At 59.5% G+C, this 20,217-nt stretch carries 21 protein-coding genes; 10 read left to right on the top strand and 11 right to left on the bottom strand.

Annotated elements, in window-relative coordinates:
- A complete protein-coding gene (locus HMPREF3138_RS00695) occupies positions 1 to 798 on the bottom strand; it encodes an alpha/beta hydrolase (RefSeq protein WP_038872191.1) in 798 nt (265 codons plus the stop codon).
- A 147-nt stretch (positions 799 to 945) separates the two neighbouring features.
- On the bottom strand, positions 946 to 1,857 hold the full coding sequence (locus tag HMPREF3138_RS00690; protein ID WP_038872194.1) for a LysR family transcriptional regulator: 912 nt from the start codon (positions 1,855 to 1,857) through the stop codon (positions 946 to 948).
- Between the two features lie 98 nt (positions 1,858 to 1,955).
- Here HMPREF3138_RS00690 and HMPREF3138_RS00685 point away from each other — a divergent pair, with 98 nt between their 5' ends.
- Both HMPREF3138_RS00685 and HMPREF3138_RS00680 read left to right on the top strand, forming a co-directional pair.
- Positions 1,956 to 2,573: a glutathione S-transferase family protein gene (locus HMPREF3138_RS00685; RefSeq protein ID WP_038872196.1), complete on the top strand. Its 618-nt coding sequence runs from the start codon at positions 1,956 to 1,958 to the stop codon at positions 2,571 to 2,573.
- Positions 2,574 to 2,577: 4 nt separating this feature from the next.
- On the top strand, positions 2,578 to 3,492 hold the full coding sequence (locus HMPREF3138_RS00680; RefSeq protein WP_038872198.1) for a pyridoxamine 5'-phosphate oxidase family protein: 915 nt from the start codon (positions 2,578 to 2,580) through the stop codon (positions 3,490 to 3,492).
- Between the two features lie 38 nt (positions 3,493 to 3,530).
- Here HMPREF3138_RS00680 and HMPREF3138_RS00675 read toward each other — a convergent pair whose 3' ends face one another.
- Entirely contained in the window at positions 3,531 to 3,746 is a 216-nt protein-coding gene (locus tag HMPREF3138_RS00675; RefSeq protein WP_038872200.1) for a glycogen synthase, read from the bottom strand.
- Between the two features lie 211 nt (positions 3,747 to 3,957).
- Here HMPREF3138_RS00675 and gabD point away from each other — a divergent pair, with 211 nt between their 5' ends.
- The 7 genes from gabD (at position 3,958) to HMPREF3138_RS00645 (ending at position 11,492) form a co-directional block, all read left to right on the top strand.
- A complete protein-coding gene (gabD, locus tag HMPREF3138_RS00670) occupies positions 3,958 to 5,433 on the top strand; it encodes an NADP-dependent succinate-semialdehyde dehydrogenase (protein WP_038872203.1) in 1,476 nt (491 codons plus the stop codon).
- 102 nt (positions 5,434 to 5,535) lie between these two features.
- Positions 5,536 to 5,949: a GyrI-like domain-containing protein gene (locus HMPREF3138_RS00665; protein WP_038872205.1), complete on the top strand. Its 414-nt coding sequence runs from the start codon at positions 5,536 to 5,538 to the stop codon at positions 5,947 to 5,949.
- Between the two features lie 19 nt (positions 5,950 to 5,968).
- Positions 5,969 to 6,118: a glyoxalase superfamily protein gene (locus HMPREF3138_RS26885; RefSeq protein WP_220035413.1), complete on the top strand. Its 150-nt coding sequence runs from the start codon at positions 5,969 to 5,971 to the stop codon at positions 6,116 to 6,118.
- A 109-nt stretch (positions 6,119 to 6,227) separates the two neighbouring features.
- Entirely contained in the window at positions 6,228 to 8,381 is a 2,154-nt protein-coding gene (pqqU, locus tag HMPREF3138_RS00660) for a TonB-dependent receptor PqqU (RefSeq protein WP_049194200.1), read from the top strand.
- A gap of 147 nt (positions 8,382 to 8,528) precedes the next feature.
- Positions 8,529 to 10,901: a glucose/quinate/shikimate family membrane-bound PQQ-dependent dehydrogenase gene (locus HMPREF3138_RS00655; RefSeq protein ID WP_070558739.1), complete on the top strand. Its 2,373-nt coding sequence runs from the start codon at positions 8,529 to 8,531 to the stop codon at positions 10,899 to 10,901.
- Between the two features lie 229 nt (positions 10,902 to 11,130).
- The gene (locus HMPREF3138_RS00650) at positions 11,131 to 11,316 is read left to right on the top strand and encodes a hypothetical protein (RefSeq protein WP_038872209.1); all 186 of its coding nucleotides are present in this window, start codon (positions 11,131 to 11,133) and stop codon (positions 11,314 to 11,316) included.
- Positions 11,313 to 11,492 carry a hypothetical protein gene (locus tag HMPREF3138_RS00645; protein WP_038872213.1) on the top strand — a complete coding sequence of 60 codons (180 nt, stop codon included), beginning with the start codon at positions 11,313 to 11,315 and terminating at the stop codon, positions 11,490 to 11,492. Before HMPREF3138_RS00650 ends, HMPREF3138_RS00645 begins: the two co-directional genes overlap by 4 nt.
- A 44-nt stretch (positions 11,493 to 11,536) precedes the next feature.
- Here the strand turns inward: HMPREF3138_RS00645 and HMPREF3138_RS00640 are convergent, their stop codons facing one another.
- Entirely contained in the window at positions 11,537 to 11,719 is a 183-nt protein-coding gene (locus tag HMPREF3138_RS00640; protein WP_038872216.1) for a LuxR C-terminal-related transcriptional regulator, read from the bottom strand.
- 310 nt (positions 11,720 to 12,029) lie between these two features.
- On the opposite strand from HMPREF3138_RS00640, the gene HMPREF3138_RS00635 reads away from it, so the two are divergent.
- Positions 12,030 to 12,875 (top strand): lytic polysaccharide monooxygenase, encoded by an 846-nt coding sequence (locus HMPREF3138_RS00635; protein WP_038872219.1) that lies wholly within the window; start codon positions 12,030 to 12,032, stop codon positions 12,873 to 12,875.
- A gap of 21 nt (positions 12,876 to 12,896) precedes the next feature.
- On the opposite strand, the gene HMPREF3138_RS00630 is transcribed toward HMPREF3138_RS00635, so the two are convergent.
- The 7 genes from HMPREF3138_RS00630 to HMPREF3138_RS00600 form a co-directional block, all read right to left on the bottom strand.
- Entirely contained in the window at positions 12,897 to 14,372 is a 1,476-nt protein-coding gene (locus tag HMPREF3138_RS00630; RefSeq protein ID WP_038872221.1) for an EmmdR/YeeO family multidrug/toxin efflux MATE transporter, read from the bottom strand.
- 114 nt (positions 14,373 to 14,486) lie between these two features.
- Positions 14,487 to 14,885 (bottom strand): type II secretion system pilot lipoprotein GspS, encoded by a 399-nt coding sequence (gspS, locus tag HMPREF3138_RS00625; RefSeq protein WP_038872224.1) that lies wholly within the window; start codon positions 14,883 to 14,885, stop codon positions 14,487 to 14,489.
- An 86-nt stretch (positions 14,886 to 14,971) separates the two neighbouring features.
- Entirely contained in the window at positions 14,972 to 15,172 is a 201-nt protein-coding gene (locus HMPREF3138_RS00620; protein WP_016927170.1) for a hypothetical protein, read from the bottom strand.
- Positions 15,173 to 15,267: 95 nt separating this feature from the next.
- Positions 15,268 to 17,385, bottom strand: a complete 2,118-nt coding sequence (locus tag HMPREF3138_RS00615; RefSeq protein WP_038872229.1) for a peptidase domain-containing ABC transporter — start codon at positions 17,383 to 17,385, stop codon at positions 15,268 to 15,270.
- Positions 17,372 to 18,667, bottom strand: coding sequence for an HlyD family secretion protein (locus tag HMPREF3138_RS00610; protein ID WP_038872232.1), 1,296 nt, complete (start codon positions 18,665 to 18,667; stop codon positions 17,372 to 17,374). The genes HMPREF3138_RS00615 and HMPREF3138_RS00610 overlap by 14 nt, the downstream gene beginning before the upstream one ends.
- 73 nt (positions 18,668 to 18,740) lie before the next feature.
- A complete protein-coding gene (locus tag HMPREF3138_RS00605) occupies positions 18,741 to 19,100 on the bottom strand; it encodes a hypothetical protein (protein ID WP_038872235.1) in 360 nt (119 codons plus the stop codon).
- A gap of 136 nt (positions 19,101 to 19,236) precedes the next feature.
- On the bottom strand, positions 19,237 to 20,178 hold the full coding sequence (locus HMPREF3138_RS00600) for a fimbrial protein (protein WP_038872238.1): 942 nt from the start codon (positions 20,176 to 20,178) through the stop codon (positions 19,237 to 19,239).
- Positions 20,179 to 20,217: the final 39 nt, after the last annotated feature.

The following is a 20,217-nucleotide window of genomic DNA, read 5'->3' as shown; positions in this document are numbered from 1 at the left end:
TCAGTGGTTTCCGTAGTGGTCAAGTTGGCGAAGCAGCGCGCCACCGGCGGCGAACAACGCATCCAGAATGGTGAAATGATTGGCGCCGGGCACCGCGACCAGTTCGGCCGGCAACCCGCGTTGGCGCAGCGCCGCGTGATAGTGTTGCGACTGACCGATCAACTCCGGCAGCTCAGCCGCGCCGTAATACAGCGTGAGCGGCTTACTGCGCGTCGGCGGGTGGCGCGCCGGGCTTAGCGTTTCAATCTGCCGCGCGGTCAGCTGCAGCGCCCGATTGACATAGCTCTCTTGCAGCGGCGCCAGTTCGAACAGGCCGCTGATGGGAAAGACCGCCTCCACCAACGCATGCTGCTGCCAAAACGCCGCCAGATGCCCGCCGGCGGAATGGCCGCACAGATGCACCGGATGGGCATAGTGCGGCGGCAGACGGCGCTGAATAGCATCAAGCGCCGCCCCCACCTGGCGACAAATAGCGTCAAGATTAACCGCCGGCGCCAGCGTATATTCCACCAGCACCACGTCAAAACCCAACGCCAACGGCCCGGCGGCGATAAAGGCGAAATCCGCCTTGTCGCAGAATTGCCAATAGCCGCCGTGAATAAAAATTAACGTCCCCTGGTGCTGCTTTGCAGAATAGAGCCAATCCATCGTCTCGCGTTCGCTTTCGCCATACGCAATATTCTTTTCATGTTTTGTCTGATGATAAATAGCCGCGCTACGGTTCTGAAATGAAGCCAAAATAGCGTCTTCATTATCCACCGTAGCGCCGTTGTCATAGCGCCCCGCAAGTTGTTTCATATATTAAACTTCGTTTATTATTTAAGATATGAATTAACTATTAGCACCCGCAACATTATTGTCAAGACGGGTCTATCAGCAATGCGCGCCCGGTAAAATAAAACAACACCGGCAGCGAAAAAGTTTAACCCATGAAACTTTTTGCGCTTATTTTCCCCGCCCGTCCGGCTGAATTTGCGGCAATGCGCTTAGCCGCTCAAACGCATAATCCCAAAAGGCGCGCACCTTCAGCGGCATGCGCTGCGCCTGCTGCGCCACCAGCTGCACCGGCATCGGCAACGGTTCATGGTCCGTCAACAGCCGCACCAGCGTACCGGCGGCCACATCGTCCGCCACCTGATACGAGAGCAGCCGGGCGATGCCCTTGCCGGCACGCACCGCCAGCAGCTGCGCTTCCACGTCGTTGAGCAACAGCCGGGGGGCCAATCGCACGCGCTCGCCGTTTTCCTGCGGGCCGAAGCGCCATTCACGCAGCGACGGCCGCTGGGTGCCGACGATGGTGGCGTGCTCCGCCAGCTGCGCCGGCGATCGCGGCTCACCGCAGCGCGCCAAGTAATCCGGGCTGGCGACCGTCACCCGGCTGACCTGCCCCAGCCGCCGCGCCACGCGGGAAGAGTCCTGCAGATGACCGATGCGCACCGCGATATCCAGCCCTTCGTCAATCAGATCGAGATTGCGATCGTTCAACACCATTTCGATCTGCATCTGCGGGTAATCATCGAGAAATGCCATCACCACCGGCGCCACGTACCGGCGGCCGAACTGCACCGGCGAAGTAACGCGCAGCAAGCCGCTCAGCTGCGCTTCGGCGGTATCCTGCACCACCGCCTGATAATCCTGCAGCAGCTGTTGCGCGCGCTCCAACAGCCGCACACCCGCTTCGGTGGGCGCCAGCCGCCGGGTGGTGCGCTCCACCAATCGGGTGCCGAAACGCTGTTCCAGCGCGGCGATGGCCCGGGTGATCGCCGGCGCCGAACGCCGCAGTTTGCGCCCGGCCGCCGCCAGGCTGCCCTGCTGCACCACCGCCACGAAGATTGCCAACTCGTCTAACCGATCCATAGATTCTTCCGAAAAATGAAATTATCAATTTCCACATTGCCGGATTTCGCTCATTCAACGCAAGAGTATGCTGACAAAAAGCACAGAGGAGAAACGCCATGTCCACCATCACACTCTACGGCACCCCGCTTTCCGGCCACGTTCATCGCGTGGCGTTGCTGCTGCGCATGCTGGCGCTGCCCTATGCATGGGTCGAAGCCTCGGCGGACGTACGGCAGAGCGCAGCCTTCCGCCGGCTCAACCCATTCGGCCAGATCCCGGTCTTGCAGGATGGCGATCTGACGCTGGCCGACAGCAACGCCATTCTGGTCTATCTGGTGAAGCGCTATGCGCCGGACAGCCACTGGCTGCCGGAACAGCCGGCCGCGGCGGCGCGGGTGCAGGCCTGGCTTTCCAAAGCCGCCGGTGAAGTTCGCTACGGCCCGGCGGCCTGCCGACTGATTGCCCAATTCGCCGTGCCGGAGGATTATCAGGCGGCGCGGGCAATCAGCGATCGTTTTCTGCCGCAGATGGAGCAGCACCTGAGCGAGCGCGACTACCTGGCCGGTGAACACCCCACCATCGCCGATCTGGCCTGCCACAGCTACGTGGCGGTCGCGGCCGAGGGCGGCATTTCGCTGTCGCCTTATCCTGCGATACGTCGCTGGACGGCGCGCATCGCTGCACTGCCCGGCTTCTTCGCCATGCCGGCCCTGCCGGCACCGGCGGCGAGCTGACGCCATGATCCCGCAACTGTTCCATCCCGATGAGCTGCGCGCACAGACGCTGGCCGGTTTCGATCGCGTGGGCGGCGGCATCTACCCCGCGATGCCGGATCAGCACCGCGCGTTTTTCGCCGCGCTGCCCTACCTGTTTGTCGCCACGCTGGACGACCAGGGCTGGCCCATCGCCACCCTGTTCAGCGGCCCGCCCGGATTTTTACGCACGCCGGATGACACGCACCTGCGCATCAGCGCGCCGCGCCGCAGCGACGATCCCGCCCAGGCGCTGTTGCTGCCCGGCAAACCGGTCGGCGCGCTCGGGCTCGACTTCAGCAACCGGCGGCGCAACCGCGCCAACGGCACCGTCGGCCGCACCGATAAAAACCGGGTGGAGATCGTCGTTCACCAAAGCTTCGGCAACTGCCCGCAGTACATTCAGCGCCGCGAACTCTACCCGATGGAGAGCCGGCCACAGCCGGTTGAGCATTTAGCGTCGCTCGATGCGGCGGCGCAGGCGCTGATCCGCACCGCGGACACCAGCTTCGTCGCCAGCGGCGCGCACCTGGAACTGGCGCAGGGCGGCGTCGATATTTCCCATCGCGGCGGGCGGCCCGGTTTTATCCATCTGGAAGGCGACAGGCTGTGGATGCCGGACTTTCGCGGCAACCGTTATATGAATACGTTGGGCAACCTGCTGGCCGAACCGCGGGCGGCGCTGCTGTTCATCGATTTCGATCGCGGCGACGTGCTGCACCTGCAAGGAAAAACGCAGATCCTCTGGCAGACGCAAGGGGATCCCGGCGTTGAAGGGGCGGAACGCTATTGGCGGTTTGACGTTCACCGCGCCTGGCGCTTTGCGGCGGCGCTGCCGTGGCGGGGACGCGATCTTGAGTATTCGCCCGCGACGCTGGCGACCGGAGTGTGGCACCGCTGAAATGAAAAGCCCCGCTGCGGCGGGGCTGAATCGGGAAATTACAGGCTGTGTTCGGCCGCCGCTGCGGCCTGATAAAGCTGACGAAAATAACGCAACCGCGCAAAGAACAGGCGGCTTTGCTGTTCCGACATATTGCCGGCCACCTGCCCGGCGTCAATCTGCCGCCCTTGCCATTCCATCAGGGCGATACTCGACGCCAAAAAATCCATTTCGCTGCCGTAGGCCGCGAGATGTCTGTCCACTGATTTCATCATTCGCACACTCCTTTTAATCACATCGAAAAGGGTCATATGCCTGCTCTTTCAGTATCGGCCCGACGGCGGATATTTTTTGTACAGAAGGTGCGCATGAAGAAAACGCTCATCTTGTCGCCACGCTGGCAAACGGCGACGGCAAAGTTTGCTAGGGTAAAGGGTAGCCGTATGGGATAGACCATTCTGTTGAACTCAGCAAAGGAAGAGACTAATGAGCACCAGCATCAGCGCTACCCTCAAGGACCCCTCGCTGTTCCGCGAGGCCAATTACATCGACGGGCAATGGTTGCCGGCCAAAGCAGGCCACGCGATCGCCATCCATAACCCCGCCAACGGCGAGCTGGTTGGCCATGTGCCGGCCTTCGGCGCCGAAAAAACCGCGCGCGCCATCGCCGCCGCCAAGAAGGCGCTGCCCGCCTGGCGTGCGCTGACCGCCAAAGAGCGCGCCGGCAAACTGCGGCGGCTGTTTGAGCTGATGATGGAAAATCAGGAGGATCTGGCGCGCATCATGACGGCGGAACAGGGTAAACCGCTGGCTGAAAGCCGCGGTGAGATCGCCTATGCCGCCTCCTTTATCGAATGGTTCGCCGAGGAAGGCAAGCGGGTCTACGGCGACACCATTCCACAGCCCCAGGCGGGCCGCCGCATCATCGTGCAGAAAGAGCCGATCGGCGTGTTCGCCGCCATCACCCCGTGGAATTTTCCGGCGGCGATGATCACCCGCAAAGCCGGCCCCGGCTGGGCGGCGGGCTGTACCGGGGTGATCCGCCCCGCCAGCCAGACCCCGTTCTCGGCGCTGGCGATCGCCGTGCTGGCGGAGCGCGCCGGGCTGCCCGCCGGGGTGTGCAACGTGATCACCGGCCCCAGCAAAGGCATCGGCGGCGAGCTCACCGCCAACCCGGACGTGCGTAAACTCTCCTTCACCGGCAGCACCGAAGTCGGCGCGCAGCTGCTGGCCCAGTGTGCGCCCACCATCAAGAAAACCAGCATGGAGCTGGGCGGCAACGCGCCGTTTATCGTGTTCGACGACGCGGATCTGGACGCCGCCGTGGCCGGCGCGGTCGCCTCGAAATACCGCAACGCCGGCCAGACCTGCGTCTGCACCAACCGTTTTCTGGTGCAGGACGGCGTGTACGACGCCTTCGCCGCCAAACTGAAAGCCGCCGTCGCCAAGCTGAAAGTCGGCAACGGCCTGGATGACGGCGTCACCATCGGCCCGTTGATTAACCCGGACGCGGTGGAGAAAGTGCGCGAACATATCGCCGACGCCGTCGAGCACGGCGCATCGGTGCTGCTGGGCGGCAAGCCTGACGCGCTGGGCGGCAATTTCTTCACCCCGACCATCCTGACCGATGTGCCGCGCACGGCGAAAATCTTCCGCGAGGAGACGTTCGGCCCGGTAGCGCCCCTGATCCGCTTCAGCCAGGAAGCGGAAGCCATCGAACTGGCCAACGACACGCCGTTCGGCCTGGCCGCTTACTTCTACAGCCGCGACATCGGCCGGGTGATGCGCGTGGCCGAAGCGCTGGAGTACGGCATCGTCGGCATCAACGAAGGGCTGATTTCCACCGAGGTGGCACCGTTCGGCGGCATGAAGCACTCCGGTTTGGGCCGCGAAGGCTCAAAATACGGCATCGAGGACTATCTCGAGATCAAATACCTGTGCCTTGGCGGTTTGGGCGCTTGATGCGATCGGCCTCCGCGTCTGCGGGGGCCCTGTCTGGCGGATCCGGAAAGCCTTTGCTACCTTTAGGCTTCTCGTTCAGAACGGTTAAAAGGCATTTCCAGTATGCAACCTCTCGTGGTACAGCTGCCCGGCTTTTACGTCGCCGGCCAAACGGTCAGAACCACCAATCAGGACGAAACCCGGCCCGAGACGGCAAAAATCCCGGCGCTGTGGTCAGACTTTTTCGCCACCTCGCCCGCCACGCCGGTCTATGGGGTCTACTCCAACTACGCCTCCGACGCCGGCGGGCCATTTGACGTCACCGCCGGCAGCGCGGCAGAGAGCGGTTTGCACATCCAACCCGGCCGCTATCTGGTGTTCCAGGCCCGTGGCGCCATGCCGGCGGCGGTTATCGCAGGCTGGCAAGCCATCTGGGCCTACTTCGAGCAACACCCGGAAATCGAACGCCGCTTCCTGACCGACTTCGAAACCTATACCGGCCCCGAGGCGGTCGATATCCATATCGGCTGCCGCTAACGTCGCATTGAACTCAACGATGACAACGTTCTTCTCCACCATTCCTATGGCGCATGTCTTTTCGGGGGACAAAACCAAGGCGTTTTACCTGAATTTTCTCGGTGACACGCTGGAATGTGAGCACCGTTTCAGCAAGGAGAACATCCCATCGCGAGATAATCTATACTGATGCCAGGATGCATTACTCTTTTCGTTTAGCGTCATGTAGATGGAGTGACAGATGGCTAACTCTGAATCGACCTGCGATTCCCTTTCAATACCAGTGGCAGATTTATTCCATGATCAATAAGAAAAACGCCGTGCTTACCCCGGCTGCAATGCTATTGCTACAGCCTATTTTCGCCAGCCAGGCACTGGCGGCAGAAAATAATGAAGAAAAAAGCGACACCCTGGTGGTGATGGCGCAACCCACCGGATTGACCGAGCTGGGATCGCCGGTCTCCGTCAGCGTGATCGACGGCGAAACCCTGCGCAACGCCGCGCCGCAGATTAACCTGTCGGAAAACCTCGGCAGCGTGCCGGGCCTGCAGATCCAAAATCGGCAAAACTATGCGCAGGATCTGCAGATGTCGATACGCGGGTTCGGCAGCCGTTCGATGTTCGGCGTGCGCGGGGTGCGCATGTACGTCGACGGCATTCCCGCCACCATGCCCGACGGCCAGGGTCAAACCTCCAATATCGACATCAATTCCGTCGAGCGCATCGAGGTGCTGCGCGGCCCTTATTCCGCGCTGTACGGCAACGCCTCAGGTGGGGTAATCAACGTTGACACCCAGACCGGCGCCCAGCCGCCGACGCTGGAAGCCGGCGGCTATTTCGGCAGCGACAACACCTGGCGCTACGGGGTGAAAGCGACCGGCGCCACCGGCGACGGCACCCAGGCCGGCGACGTCAACTACGCTATTTCCGGCACCCGATTCACCACTCAGGGCTATCGCGATCACAGCGCCGCGCGGAAAAACCTCGGTAACGGCAAGCTCGGCGTGCGCCTGGACGACGTCAGCACCCTGACGCTGATGTTCAACAGCGTCTCGATTGACGCCGGCGATCCGGGCGGCCTGACCGAGGCGGAATGGAGGGCCAATCCGCGCCAGGCGCCGCGCGCGGATCAATTCAACACCCGCAAATCGCTCGACCAGACCCAGGCCGGCCTGCGCTATCAGCGCCGGATGAGCGAGCGCGACGAACTGACCCTGACCGCCTACCACGGCGAGCGCCACACCACGCAATACCAATCAATCCCGATGGGGCCGCAGCTCAACCCCACCCACGCCGGCGGGGTGATCGTGCTGGAAAGAAAATATCAGGGCATTGACACTCGCTGGAAGCATGAGGATACTTTCGCATCGTTACCGGTAACACTGATCGGCGGTCTGGATTATGAAACCATGACCGAACGCCGCCAGGGGTTCGAAAACTTTATTCTGCGAGACGGCACAGTGGACTACGGCGAGAAAGGCGACCAGCGGCGCAACGAGAAGAACCGCATCTGGAACCTGGATCCTTACCTGCAAACCTCCTGGCAACTGACGCCGCACTGGACGCTGGACGCCGGCCTGCGCTACAGCACGGTCAGCTTCGACTCGACCGACTATTACATCACGCCGCGCAACGGCGACGACAGCGGCAGCAAACGCTACCACCAGTGGCTGCCGATGGGCTCGCTCAACTATAAGATCAGCCCGGCATGGAACGTTTATCTCTCCGCCGGCCGCGGCTTTGAAACCCCCACCATCAACGAGCTCTCCTACCGTCCCGACGGCCAGACGGGCCTCAACATCGGCCTGCAGCCTTCCACCAGCGACACCGTCGAACTGGGTAGCAAACTGCGCCTCGGCAACGGCCTGGTGAGCGCGGCCCTGTTCCAGACCGATACCGATAACGAGCTGGTGGTTGCGGAAAGCAGCGGCGGACGCACCAGCTATGCCAACGCCGGCAAAACCCGGCGGCGCGGCCTGGAGCTGGCGCTGGATCAAGAGTTTGCGCTGGACTGGCGCCTGCATATGGCCTGGACGCTGCTGGACGCCACCTACCGCAGCGATATGTGCGGCAAAGCCGTTTGTACCCCAGCCCAGACCATTCCCGCCGGCAATCACCTGCCGGGCATCGCGCGCAACATGGGCTACGCCTCGCTGGCCTTTGCGCCGCCGGAAGGCTGGCATGCCGGCGCGGAGCTGCGCTACATGAGCGACATTCAGGCCAACGACGCCAACAGCGCGCAGGCCCCCGCTTACACCGTGGCCGGCGTAAACGCCGGCTATCGCTTTACCTGGAACCGCTGGGCGCTGGACGTGTTCAGCCGGGTAGATAACGTGTTCGATCGCCGTTACGTCGGTTCGGTGATCGTCAACGAAGGCAACGGCCGCTACTTCGAGCCGGCGCCGGGTCGCAACTGGGGTGGCGGCGCCACCTTGTCTTACCGCTTTGAATAAGGCAAAGCACCTTAAGGTTAAAAGACGGAATAGGTTTTACGTCACCCTAGCGGCTTCCCGCTGAAATATTAGGGAGAAACCGCGTGTTTTTTCCGATTTGGCTTAATCTCTAAATCGGGGACTTTCATTTTTGGTAAGGGTATTGCTATGCAAAATAAAGCGTCACTATCGCCGCTTATCGTCATAACGGCGCTGTTTGCCGCCCTGAGCGGGCTTTATCTGCTCGGCGGCGGCATTTGGCTGGCCAAGTTGGGCGGTTCGCTGTATTACATCATCGCCGGGCTGGTGCTGCTGGCGACCTCTTGGCTGCTGTTCCGCCGCCGCGCCACCGCGCTGCTGCTGTACGCCGTGTTCCTGTTGGGCACCACCGTTTGGGCCTTGTGGGAAGTCGGCCCGGACTTCTGGGCGTTGACGCCGCGTCTGGACGTCACCTTCTTCTTCGGCCTGTGGCTGGTACTGCCGTTTATCTACCGTAAGCTGGTCGCCAACGGCAAGTTCGCCTACGGTGCGCTGAGCGCGGCGCTGGTCATCACCGTCATTGCGCTGGCCTATGCCGTGTTCAACGATCCGCAAGAGATCAACGGCACCCTCGACGCCGCGCAGGTACAGCCTAAAGACACCACCGGCGCCGACTGGCCGGCCTATGGCCGCACCCAGGAAGGCACCAGTTACTCGCCGCTGAGCCAGATCAACGACAAAAACGTTGGCCAGCTGCAAGAGGTTTGGCGTTTCCAGACCGGCGATCTGAAGACCGCCAACGATCCGGGTGAGATCACCAACGAAGTCACGCCGATCAAGATCCGCGATACCCTTTACATGTGTACGCCGCACCAGAAGCTGTTTGCGCTGGATGCCGCCACCGGTAAAGAAAAATGGAAGTTTGATCCGCAGCTGAAGTACAACCCGACCTTCCAGCACATCACCTGCCGCGGCGTGTCTTACCACGAAACCGCTGCCGCCGCAGACGCTGCCGGCAACGCCGCACCGGCGATGTGCGCACGCCGCATCATTCTGCCGGTCAACGACGGCCGCCTGTTCGCGCTGGACGCCGAAACCGGCAAGCCGTGCCCGGACTTCGCCAATAACGGCGAACTGAACCTGCAGAGCAACATGCCGTATGCGACGCCGGGCCACTACGAGCCGACTTCGCCGCCGGTAATCACCGATAACGTGATCGTCGTCGCCGGCGCCGTGACCGACAACTACTCCACTCGCGAGCCTTCCGGCGTGATCCGCGGCTTCGACGTCAACAGCGGCAAGCTGCTGTGGGCCTTCGATCCTGGCGCGAAAGATCCGAACGCCATCCCGGCGGACGAGCATCACTTCGTGCCGAACTCGCCGAACTCCTGGGCACCGGCCGCCTATGACGCCAAGCTGGATATCGTCTATCTGCCGATGGGCGTCGCCACGCCGGACATCTGGGGCGGCAACCGCACCCCGGAAATGGAGCGCTACGCCAGCGGCCTGTTGGCGCTGAACGCCTCCACCGGCAAGCTGGCCTGGTTCTATCAAACGGTCCACCATGACCTGTGGGACATGGACGTGCCGGCGCAGCCGACCCTGGCAGACATTACCGACAAGAGCGGTAAAAAAGTGCCGGTCATCTACGTGCCGACCAAAACCGGCAATATCTTCGTGCTGAACCGCACCAACGGCGAACTGGTGGTGCCGGCGCCGGAGAAACCGGTACCGCAGGGGCCGGCCAAAGGCGATCGCCTGTCACCGACCCAGCCGTTCTCCGAGCTGACCTTCCGTCCTGAGAAGAAACTGACCGGTGCAGACATGTGGGGCGCGACCATCTATGACCAGCTGGTCTGCCGCGTGATGTTCCACAGCCTGCGTTATGAAGGCACCTTCACCCCGCCTTCCGAGCAGGGCACGCTGGTGTTCCCGGGTAACCTCGGCATGTTCGAGTGGGGCGGCCTGGCCGTCGATACCGATCGCGAAATCGCTATCGCCAACCCGATCGCGCTGCCGTTCGTGTCCAAACTGATCCCACGCGGCCCAGGCAACCCGATTGAGCCGCCGGAAGGCGACAAGGGCGGCAGCGGTACCGAAACCGGTATCCAGCCGCAGTATGGCGTGCCGTTCGGCGTCACGCTGAACCCGTTCCTGTCACCGTTCGGCCTGCCGTGCAAACAGCCGGCCTGGGGTTACATTTCCGCCGTTGATCTGAAAACCAACGACATCGTGTGGAAAAAACGTATCGGCACCGTGCGCGACAGCTCCCCGCTGCCGCTGCCGTTCAAAATGGGCATGCCGATGCTGGGCGGCCCGGTGACCACCGCCGGTAACGTGTTCTTCATCGGCGCCACCGCAGACAACTACCTGCGCGCCTTCAGCGTGACCAACGGTGAGAAACTGTGGGAAGCGCGCTTGCCGGCCGGCGGCCAGGCGACGCCGATGACCTATGAGGTCAACGGTAAGCAGTACGTCCTGATCTACGCCGGCGGCCACGGTTCCTTCGGCACCAAGCTGGGCGACTATGTAGTCGCTTACGCGCTGCCCGATCAGAAGTAACCGCCACCGGTAATACCCTGCAAAGCACGCCGCAAGGCGTGCTTTTTCTTTTTACGCCCCGCCTGATGCGCCGCCCGCAATACTCTTAATTTTTTCATTTTCATTATTGATAATAATTATCATTCGCAATATTATGAGTGCGTGGCCCCGGCAGTGGCCCGCAATCCTTCTCCACCTTAATGGGCAATATGGCAGTCGGCCGCCTGCGGGCGGCCCTATTCGGAGGCGCATGGTCGACCACACGCAAAGACACCAAAAGAAGATCCTGCAAGCGGCGGTGAAAACGCGGCGCGCCGGCCTGCCGTTCGAGCCGGCTCCCCCCGTCCATTCGCCCTTTGTCGGGCTTCCCCATCAAACAGAGGCCGTGCTGGTGCACCTGATCGGCCAAGATGACCCACAGGAGCCGCCGGAATGAATGTGCAGCCTTTTACCGCCATGCTGATGTTTGCCTACGTGCTGCTGATGGTGCCGCTGCTCTACGTCATCGACAGCCGTCTGAGCGCCGGTAAGCTGGTGCGCAAAGCCACGCAAAACGTCATCATCATCGCGTTGACGCTGTTGTTCTTCAGCGCGATGACCCTGCTGTATTGACGCCGCAGCGGCTCAGGCGTAGGTCTGGCGCCTGAGCCGCGCCTTCACCCTCGCGGCCGCTCTACGGTTTTCAACCCGCCCATTCGCAGCCAGTGGTAGAGATCCGCGTTGCGTTTGAAACCCAGTTTTCTCATCGCCGCCTGTTTGTGGTTGCTGACGGTTTTCACGCTCAGGTGCAGGTTGCGCGCAATGGTGGCCTGCGGCAATTCACAGGCCAGATAGCGCATCACATCCTGCTCATGGCGGGTAATGCCCTCGCGTTATACCAATGAGAACGGTGGCTCTCACTGCCGTTCACCCACATCGTCAATACCCGCTCCAGCGGGCCTAATACACTGGTTCATATGTCCCGCCCCGTTGAAATATTCATAAAACTAAATAAATAATACTTATATTTCACACTTGCGTGACTTGAATCACAACAAATTGTGGATAAAACCGCATTAATACTTAAATATTTTTTATGTGAAATAAGACCATATCTCACTCATTCCGAGCAGTTCCCTTTGAACGGCTCACCACAAGTAGGGGTAATTTATGCTTTTGCAGAAAACGTTGTTAGCTTTGGCTTCCTGTTCACTATTCTCAGTCGCTGCATTCGCCCAAACACCTCCGTCCCCGTACCAAAACGTAGCCGCCTCCTCCCTGCAACCGCGACATGGTTCTCCGGCGATCCCCATCTCTCGTCAATACCAGTGCTACAAAGAGGGCGGATATTATTGGCCGGCAGACGGTTCCGGCATTCCGCAAAGCGACTGTAAAGCGGCGTATCAGCTCGTCTATCACAAGTACCTTGATAAGTCTGGGATTGTTGTGCCGAAAGAAGAAGGGAAAAAAAGCGCCATCAACAGCAAAAAAAATGCTGTCGATATTATCGAGCAGTCCAACTATCAGTTCAGGCAGTGGAATGAGGCCTCCAAGAATGTTGCTGACTACAACAATCCGGATGCCGTTAAAGCCGCCATCCCGGACGGGCAGCTTTGTTCCGCCGGTAATGTCGGCGCTGAATGGGATGAGCGTTCGAAAGTCTGGAATGACAAATCCGGTTTAGACGCTGTGACCGCCTGGCGCGCCACCGATATCCAAAAAACCAGTGAAGGCAAGATAGATATTGTCTATGACGCCACGGCGACCCACGATCCCAGCTTCTTCGAGGTTTATATCTCAAGGCCGGATTATAACGCCGCCACCGCGCCCCTGAAGTGGAGTGACCTGGTGTTGCTGGAGAAAGTCGAGAATGTCAAACCGGAAAACCAGCAATACAAATTCGCCGTAAACGCCAAAGACTATACGGGAAAACACGTTATCTACATTCGCTGGCAACGCATCGATCCTGTCGGCGAAGGCTTTTACAGCTGTAGCGACGTAAACATCAAAGGATAATCACCGTGACCGACAGCCGGTTCACTCCCTGTACCGGATTGCCGCCTCCTCCGAGGGGCGGCATAGGTCTCTCTCCTCGGCCCTGACCCGCGGATATTTCCACAGCCAGCGCCCGCTGACCATGCGCCAGTAAAACAAAGCGCCGCGCACCGCCCAATCGAGGAACATCCCCAGCCAGACGCCCACCACGCCCATGCCCAGTTCAATGCCCAGCACATAGCCGGCCACCACGCGGCAGCCCCACATGCCCAGCATCGTCACCCACATGGCGAAGCGGGCGTCGCGCGCGCCTTTCAGCCCGGCGGGCAACACCCAGGAAGCGGCCCAGATCGGCATAAAGGCGGCGTTGAGCCAGATGAGGGTTTTCACTACCGTTTTTACGTCATCCTGCGAGGTATAAAACGCGGCAAAGACGCCGGCCAGCGGCGCCGTGCCCCAGGCGATGGCGGTCAGCCCGAGGGTCGACAGCCAGAAAATATGGCGCAGCTGCCGCTCCGCCTGGCCGATCTCGCCTTTGCCGAGCCGCCGCCCCACGATGATGGTCGAGGCCGAGCCCAGCGCGTTGCCCGGCAAGTTGATCAGCGAAGCGATAGAAAAAGCGATGAAGTTACCGGCGATCACGTTGGTGCCCATGCCGGCGACGAACATCTGCGTCAGCAGCTTGCCGCCGTTGAACAGCACCGATTCGACGCTGGCGGGAATGCCGATCCCCAGCACTTCCCACAGGATGCCCATCTTCAGCGGCGTGAAATAGCTTTTCAGCGTGATGTGCAGCGCCGGGTTAAAGCCGATCGCCAGCACATAGAGAATGGCGATGGCGCCGATACAGCGGGAAATCGTCAGCCCCAGCCCGGCGCCGACGAAGCCCAGCCCGTGCCAGCCGAGCATGCCGTATATCAGAATGCTGCTGATGATGATATTGAGGATATTCATGCCGCCGTTGATCAGCAGCGGGATCTTGGTGTTGCCCGCGCCGCGCAACGCGCCGCTGCCAATCAGCGCAATCGCCGCCGCCGGATAGCTCCACACCGTGGTCTGCAGGTAAGAAAGCGCCAGCGCCTTCACCTCCGGCGAGGCCGCCCCGGCGATCACATCGATGATCGATTCGCCCGCCAGATGAATGCCTGCCGCCAACAGCAGCGCCACGCCGGTCATCAAGACCAGGGACTGACGCGCCGCCGCGCGCGCGCGCCGACGATCGCGCTTGCCGAGGCTGAAGGCCACCACCACGGTGGTGCCGAGATCCACCGCGGCGAAAAAGGCGATGATCACCATGTTGAAGCTGTCCGCCAGCCCCACCCCGGCCATTGCCTCTTTACCGAGCCAGCTCACCAGAAAGGTGCTCAGCACCCCCATCAACAGAACGCAGGCGTTCTCCAGAAAAATTGGCACCGCCAGCGGCGTGATTTCGCGCCAGAACAGCACGCGGTAGCTTTTCCGTTTGGCGTACCAGGGCGTATTTTCCACGCGCTGACGCAGGGCGGCATACAGGTTCAAGGTGGGCTCGATGAATAAAAGTGAAACATCATTTCAAATGATGAGCGATAAATCGTTATCCTGCAAAGAATTTTTGGGCGCCCGCGACGAGCGCCCGAAAGGCACACCGTCGCGCTACTCCATGTAGTCTTCCTGATCGGCCTGCGCCGCCGCGATAAAGCGTGCGGTGCTGCGGCTGAGCGTGGTGCATTTGTCCGTCAGCAGCTGATTGTCCTGCTGCAGAGTCAGGTAGCGCGCCTGGGTGAGCGCCGGCAGCTGCCGATACCCTGCCGCCTGCGTATCCCAGCCGCGATGCTGCGCCGCCCGCATCGCGGTGCGTTGCAATTTGACATCGTCCGGCACATCGCTGCGCCCGCAGTCCACGCGCAGGAAGTGGCCGCCGGCCAGCATCGAAGCGATGTGATCCAACTGCGCCTGCAGCGGCGGCGTCGGTTTATGCGCCGTTTGCTGACAGCCCGCCAGCAGCAACAACGCCACCGCGCCGCAAAGAGAAGTGCGAAACTGAGTAGACATGGGAGCTCCCGGAAAACCTGTGGGTGATGCAATGATCTTAGGTGAGCGGATGCCGGGCGGCAAGGCGAGCAGCACGCACTGCCCGCTTAACGCCGACCGCTGCTGACCTTGGTGGCGCGGGCGGGGTTGCCGGCGACGAACTCCAGCGTGGGGGAATAGTAAAACGGCAGCCAGGCGTTATAGCCGCTCTCCCACTCCCATTTGACCGGGCAGGGCCACAGCATGTCTTCATGCAGGATGTAATAGATCCACCGCCCGGGCGGACGGCGCGGTTTGCGCATTTTCATAGCGAGTACGGCGGCCTGATGGCGTGCGATAAGGTCAACTGCTGCATTTTACCGCGATTTTGGCCGCGGGGACAGCCTGGGTTGCCGAGCGAGCGTTAGCCGCCGCTCGCGGCCCCCAGCGCCACCACCCTATCCGCCGAGTCGATCGTCGATTTTCTGTGGGCGACAATCACGCGCGTGATATTCAGCGAAGATATCGCCCGGTTGATCGCCAATTCATTCTCAACGTCCAGATGGCTGGTCGCTTCATCCATAAACAGCACGCTTGGTCGCCGGTAGAGGGCGCGTGCAATAAACAGACGTTGCTTTTGCCCGCCGGAGATGCCGTTCCCCAACTCTCCGATCAGGGTTTCGTAACCCATCGGCATCTGCATGATTTCCTCGTGAATGTTGCTGTGCATCGCACAGGCCACAATCCACTCTCTATTGGCGTTGACCTCGAAGCCGCTGATGTTTTCCGCGATCGAGCCGGAGAATAGTCGGTCGTCCTGCAACACGCAGGCGATCGCATTGCGGTAGTTATTCACGCCGATTTTATGGATATCCATCATGTCGGCCAGGATCTCTCCCGAGGTCGGGTTGAGCAAGCCGCACATGACCTTCAGCAAGGTAGTTTTCCCCACGCCAGACGCCCCGACGATGGCGACGCTCTCGCCGGCGGCGATGCGGATATCCAGGTCTTTAAAGATCGGCCGAGACAGCGCGTCATATTGATAGGTGAGGTTTTTAACCTCAACGGCAACCCCCTTGCCCGGTTCGAAGACCTGCCGCGGCGCGGACTCCACCTCCGCATCGGTAAAGACGATGTCAGATATCCTCTCATTGTGCAGCGACAGCATGCGCAGGCCGATCGCCAGATCGATCAGGCTGGAAGCCCGCTGCGAGAACTGGCCTCGATAGGCGTTGAACGCCATGAACATGCCGAGCGTCATAGTATTGTCGATGACCATCATGGCGCCGAGCCAAAGTATCGCCACCTGATCGAGCGTGGTGATAAAGGTATTGATCCCGCCGAACATCATATTGAAACGGGTGATTTTGATATTGGTATTGGCGGCATCGACATTCAAATTGAGCCAATAGCTGGAGCGCGTTTCCTTGATGCCCAGCGCTTTGACCGTGGAAATACCGTACAGCGTCTCCATGAAGTGCGAGTTCGCCTTGGCCGCCTTGACGATTTGCTCCTCCGAGAATTGGCGGTAGGTGCGGTAGGTCATCATCCTGATGAGGATGTAGACCAAGGTGAAGCCTGACACCACCCAGACCAGCCAGCCGCCATAGACCATCATCATCACGAACAAGCCGACTGTCATGATGCCGTCGATGATCCCGCCGACGATATTATTGGTAAAGGTGGTTCTGATCGCATCCAATGAAGAAAACCGCGATTGGATATCCCCCAGGTGCCGTTTCTCGAAAAAGTCCAGCGGCAGCTTCAGCAGATGTTCGAACAGCGTCGTCTTCCACTGAATATCGGTCAGCGTCCCCAGCACGATGGAAATCCAGGCCCTGGCGATGCTGACCACCGCGCGAAACAGGGTGAAGAAGATCAGCCCCAAACAGATGACCGTCAGCAAGCTGTAGTCATGCGCCTGAATGACATGGTCGGTCACGAGCTGGGTCCCCACAGGCAGCAGCAGGTTGACCGACTCAATGACGAGCGATAAGGCAAAAATCTTGAGCAGCGTCCCCGGCAGCCCCTCGATGTTTTTCATCAAATCCAGCAGGCGTAAACGGGTTTTTAAGGTCTCTTGCTGAAAAGCCTTGTCGGGCCACAGCTCCAGCGCAATGCCGGTAAAATGGTTCGACATCTCTTGCAGGCCAATCACTCGGCGCCCGAAGGCAGGGTCATGAATCACAAAGCCCGCGCGCTGAACCTTAACCAGCACCACGAAATGGTTCATGTTCCAATGCAATATGCAGGGCGTTTTCAGCTGATTGATTTCATCGATGTCCAGCGACAAGGCCCGCGTCTTCAGCTGAATTTGCGCCGCGATTTGTGACAGGGTGCCCAGGGTCGCGCCCTGGGTGGAAATGCCGAATCGCTGCCGCAGGCTCAGCATATCCACATTAAATCCGTAATAAGCAGAGATCATCGCGAGGCAGGCCAGGCCGCACTCCGATGACTCCGACTGCAAGATGCTCGGCACCCGTTTACGCAGAGAGAACGTTAACTTTTCGTTGATCCGTTCAAAAAGATTATGATCCTTCATCGACTCTCCCCACCACGCTGTTTTTTATGTCATACAAAGGCGCGACCGCCCATTGATAAAGCGGTTTCTTATCCAGGAACACAATCACCCTGGCCTGCAGCCCACTGCTGATCTCCAGATATTTCCCTTTGTCGCTGAATTGCGTGTCGCTGATGGACGCCAACACTTTGTAGTAGGCGTTTCGCTCCCTTTTATTGCCGCTGCTGTATTCCGCCATCTCCTGTGGGGAAGCCGGAACCGAAGAGATGGATTCAATGCGCCCCGGAAACTGGCCGAACTTGTCCGAGGGAAAAGCCTCGTAGCGAATGTTGATGCCATCGCCGATTTTCACGTAGGGCAAACTGTTATTCGGCAGCCACAACACCAGGTAATATTTGATGTTTTCAATCGGCTTGATCTGCGCCAGGCTGCTGCCGCTCTCGACCACCTGCCCGGCGGTCACGCTCAGCGACTCGATTGTCCCCTTCAGCGGCGCCTTGATAATCACCTGGTCGCCGGCGTTGGATTCCGCCAATTGGCGTTGCAGCTCGCTGCGTTGCGATTCGCTTTGCGATATTTGATTGTCGTAATCGGCGGCGCGAATCAGCAGATCGCTGCGCAGCTGCGACAGCTGGATATTTTGCTGAATCTTTTGGCTGTTGAGCGCCTGATAGGAACTCTGCTGTTGCTGAAAGAGCGAACGCTGATAATTCAGCTGATCCTTGGTAATCAGCCCTTTCGTCAGGTAATGCTCGTAGTTTTTCAAACTCTCCCTCATTTTTTCCATGCCATCTCTGGCACTGAGGTTAAGTTTTTCCGTTTCTTTATACGCTATCTCATAGCTGTCAATCTGTTTTCTCAGGTTCTCCAGCATCGCGTCTTTGTTTTTTTTCAGCTTGCTGATGATCGAATCCAGATTGCCGATCTGCTTGTTGATTTCACCCGCGGCAATATGGCTGACGTTACCCGAGGCCGTGCTTCTGGAAACATCGATGATATAGAGCGGCTCGTCTTTTTCCACCACATCACCGGCCTGGTGAAAAGACCGATTTACATAGCCATATTGGGAAGAAAAAACGTTCGTCGAATGCGGAATGCTGATCACCTCCCCTTCGACATCCACCCTGCGCGTATATTCACAAAAATAGAGCGCGCTCGCCAAAATAAGAATAAAAACAAGGCACGTCACGGCAATCACAGAGCTGGACGCGCCGGAAATCAGCAGCGCTCTGCCGGTCCATCTTTGACGTTGATAATTGACCGCCTCCTGGCGGAAAATATTTCTGCTCTTATTATCACTCATAGGAAGACCTGCGCATGCCTGACCGGGAGACAGCCGCAGCGCGAGCGCTGCGGCCTTGGACAGCAATATTGATTTAGCTGATGGTGCCGTTAATCAGCCCATCGAGGCCTTTTTTGGAGTATTCCAGGGTGGTATCCCAGCCAACAACGGCTGCGGCCACGCCGCTGGCCACGCCACCCAGAATACCCGCAGCGACCATGCCAACGCCCTGGCCAATGGAGCCGACGCCCAGCAGACCGCCGCCGTCGCCGCCGTGCTTACCGCCGATGACGGCGCCCGCCATGCTGCCGACCGCGGCGCCCAAAGCAACGGACGAAACGGCTTCCGCGGCATTCGTGACGGCGCTGCCAATCAGGCCGGACAGCCCATTGCTCATATCCCAGGAATAGGCGCCTGACACTTCATTCATTTCGATAACAGACAGTTCTTTCATTGGTTAATCTCCATATTTAAACCGACAAACACAGCCATACATGCGTGTTGTCATTGCATTGGCATCGGCCTGCAGCGCCGGATGCCACCAATAATGCCGCGGGAAAAGACGGCATTATATTTTTGATACGGCTCCCTTAATTCTGCGTAACGGTGAATGTCATGACGGCATCGGCCTGCCCGGGGCTAATGTCCCCCGTCTGCTTATAACGCGCCATTAAGGGAATTCTTATCTCTTTTTCGGCAGCGGTGTGATAGTTAATCGGCCGGGAAAACGTGAGCGGATTACGGTTCTCGTCCAGGACTTCCACGGCAACGCCCTTTGCCGCATCAGAACCGTCGGCAATAGCGATCATGCCTACGCCCGGCGAATTTCCGGCCGCTTCAAACGTCACCTGTACCGGAATATTGTCTTCCTGGCATTGCAGGACCACGAAGAAGTTACGTTCGGAAGACACCGCGCTGCTGCCGACCCCATTAAATTCGCTGCGTTTTGGGCTGCCTAAGTCCACCGTTTGATTTTTATAATTCAAATCCACCAGGCAGCTTTTCTGAATGACCTTCATGCCGGAAATGCTCAAATCCAATACCGAGGTCGAGTCCAGATAATATCTGGCGATAATCTTCCCCCCCATATCACCGCCGGTTTTAATCGGGCCGGTTTTGATAAACGTCAGCCTGACATCATTGCGGTTGATCCACGGCGTCAGCAGGTTGGGCGAAATCGCCGTATTGAAAGGCACGTTCTTATTGCTCTGCCACAGATCCGAAATCGTCACGCCTACGCCGTCGATGCCCGTTTCAAACACGCCGGGCAGCGCACTCGGCGTCAGCGGCGACAGGGAACGATAGGCCACCGAGCCCGAGCAAAGAAAAGAAAACGTCGTGCCGCTGATGCTGTTTTCCGTACGGACTGCCAACTGTTCGCCGATTTCAATACGCGGATCCACGGCCAGCGTCAGCAACCCCATGCGGATGGTTTTCGCGTTGGTGGTACAGGTGCCGGCATACGCCACCGTCGTTAGCGTCGCCAGCCATAGCAGAGCGCCGTAACCGAATATCCTGATAAAAACGTTCATTTTCACTCTCACTTAACAAGTCATGATGGATACGGAGCG

It is taken from the genome of Serratia sp. HMSC15F11, assembly GCF_001808215.1.
Classification (GTDB): domain Bacteria; phylum Pseudomonadota; class Gammaproteobacteria; order Enterobacterales; family Enterobacteriaceae; genus Serratia; species Serratia nevei.
The sequence above is the reverse complement of the archived record's forward strand: the minus strand, read 5'-3'. Positions and strand labels throughout refer to the sequence as shown.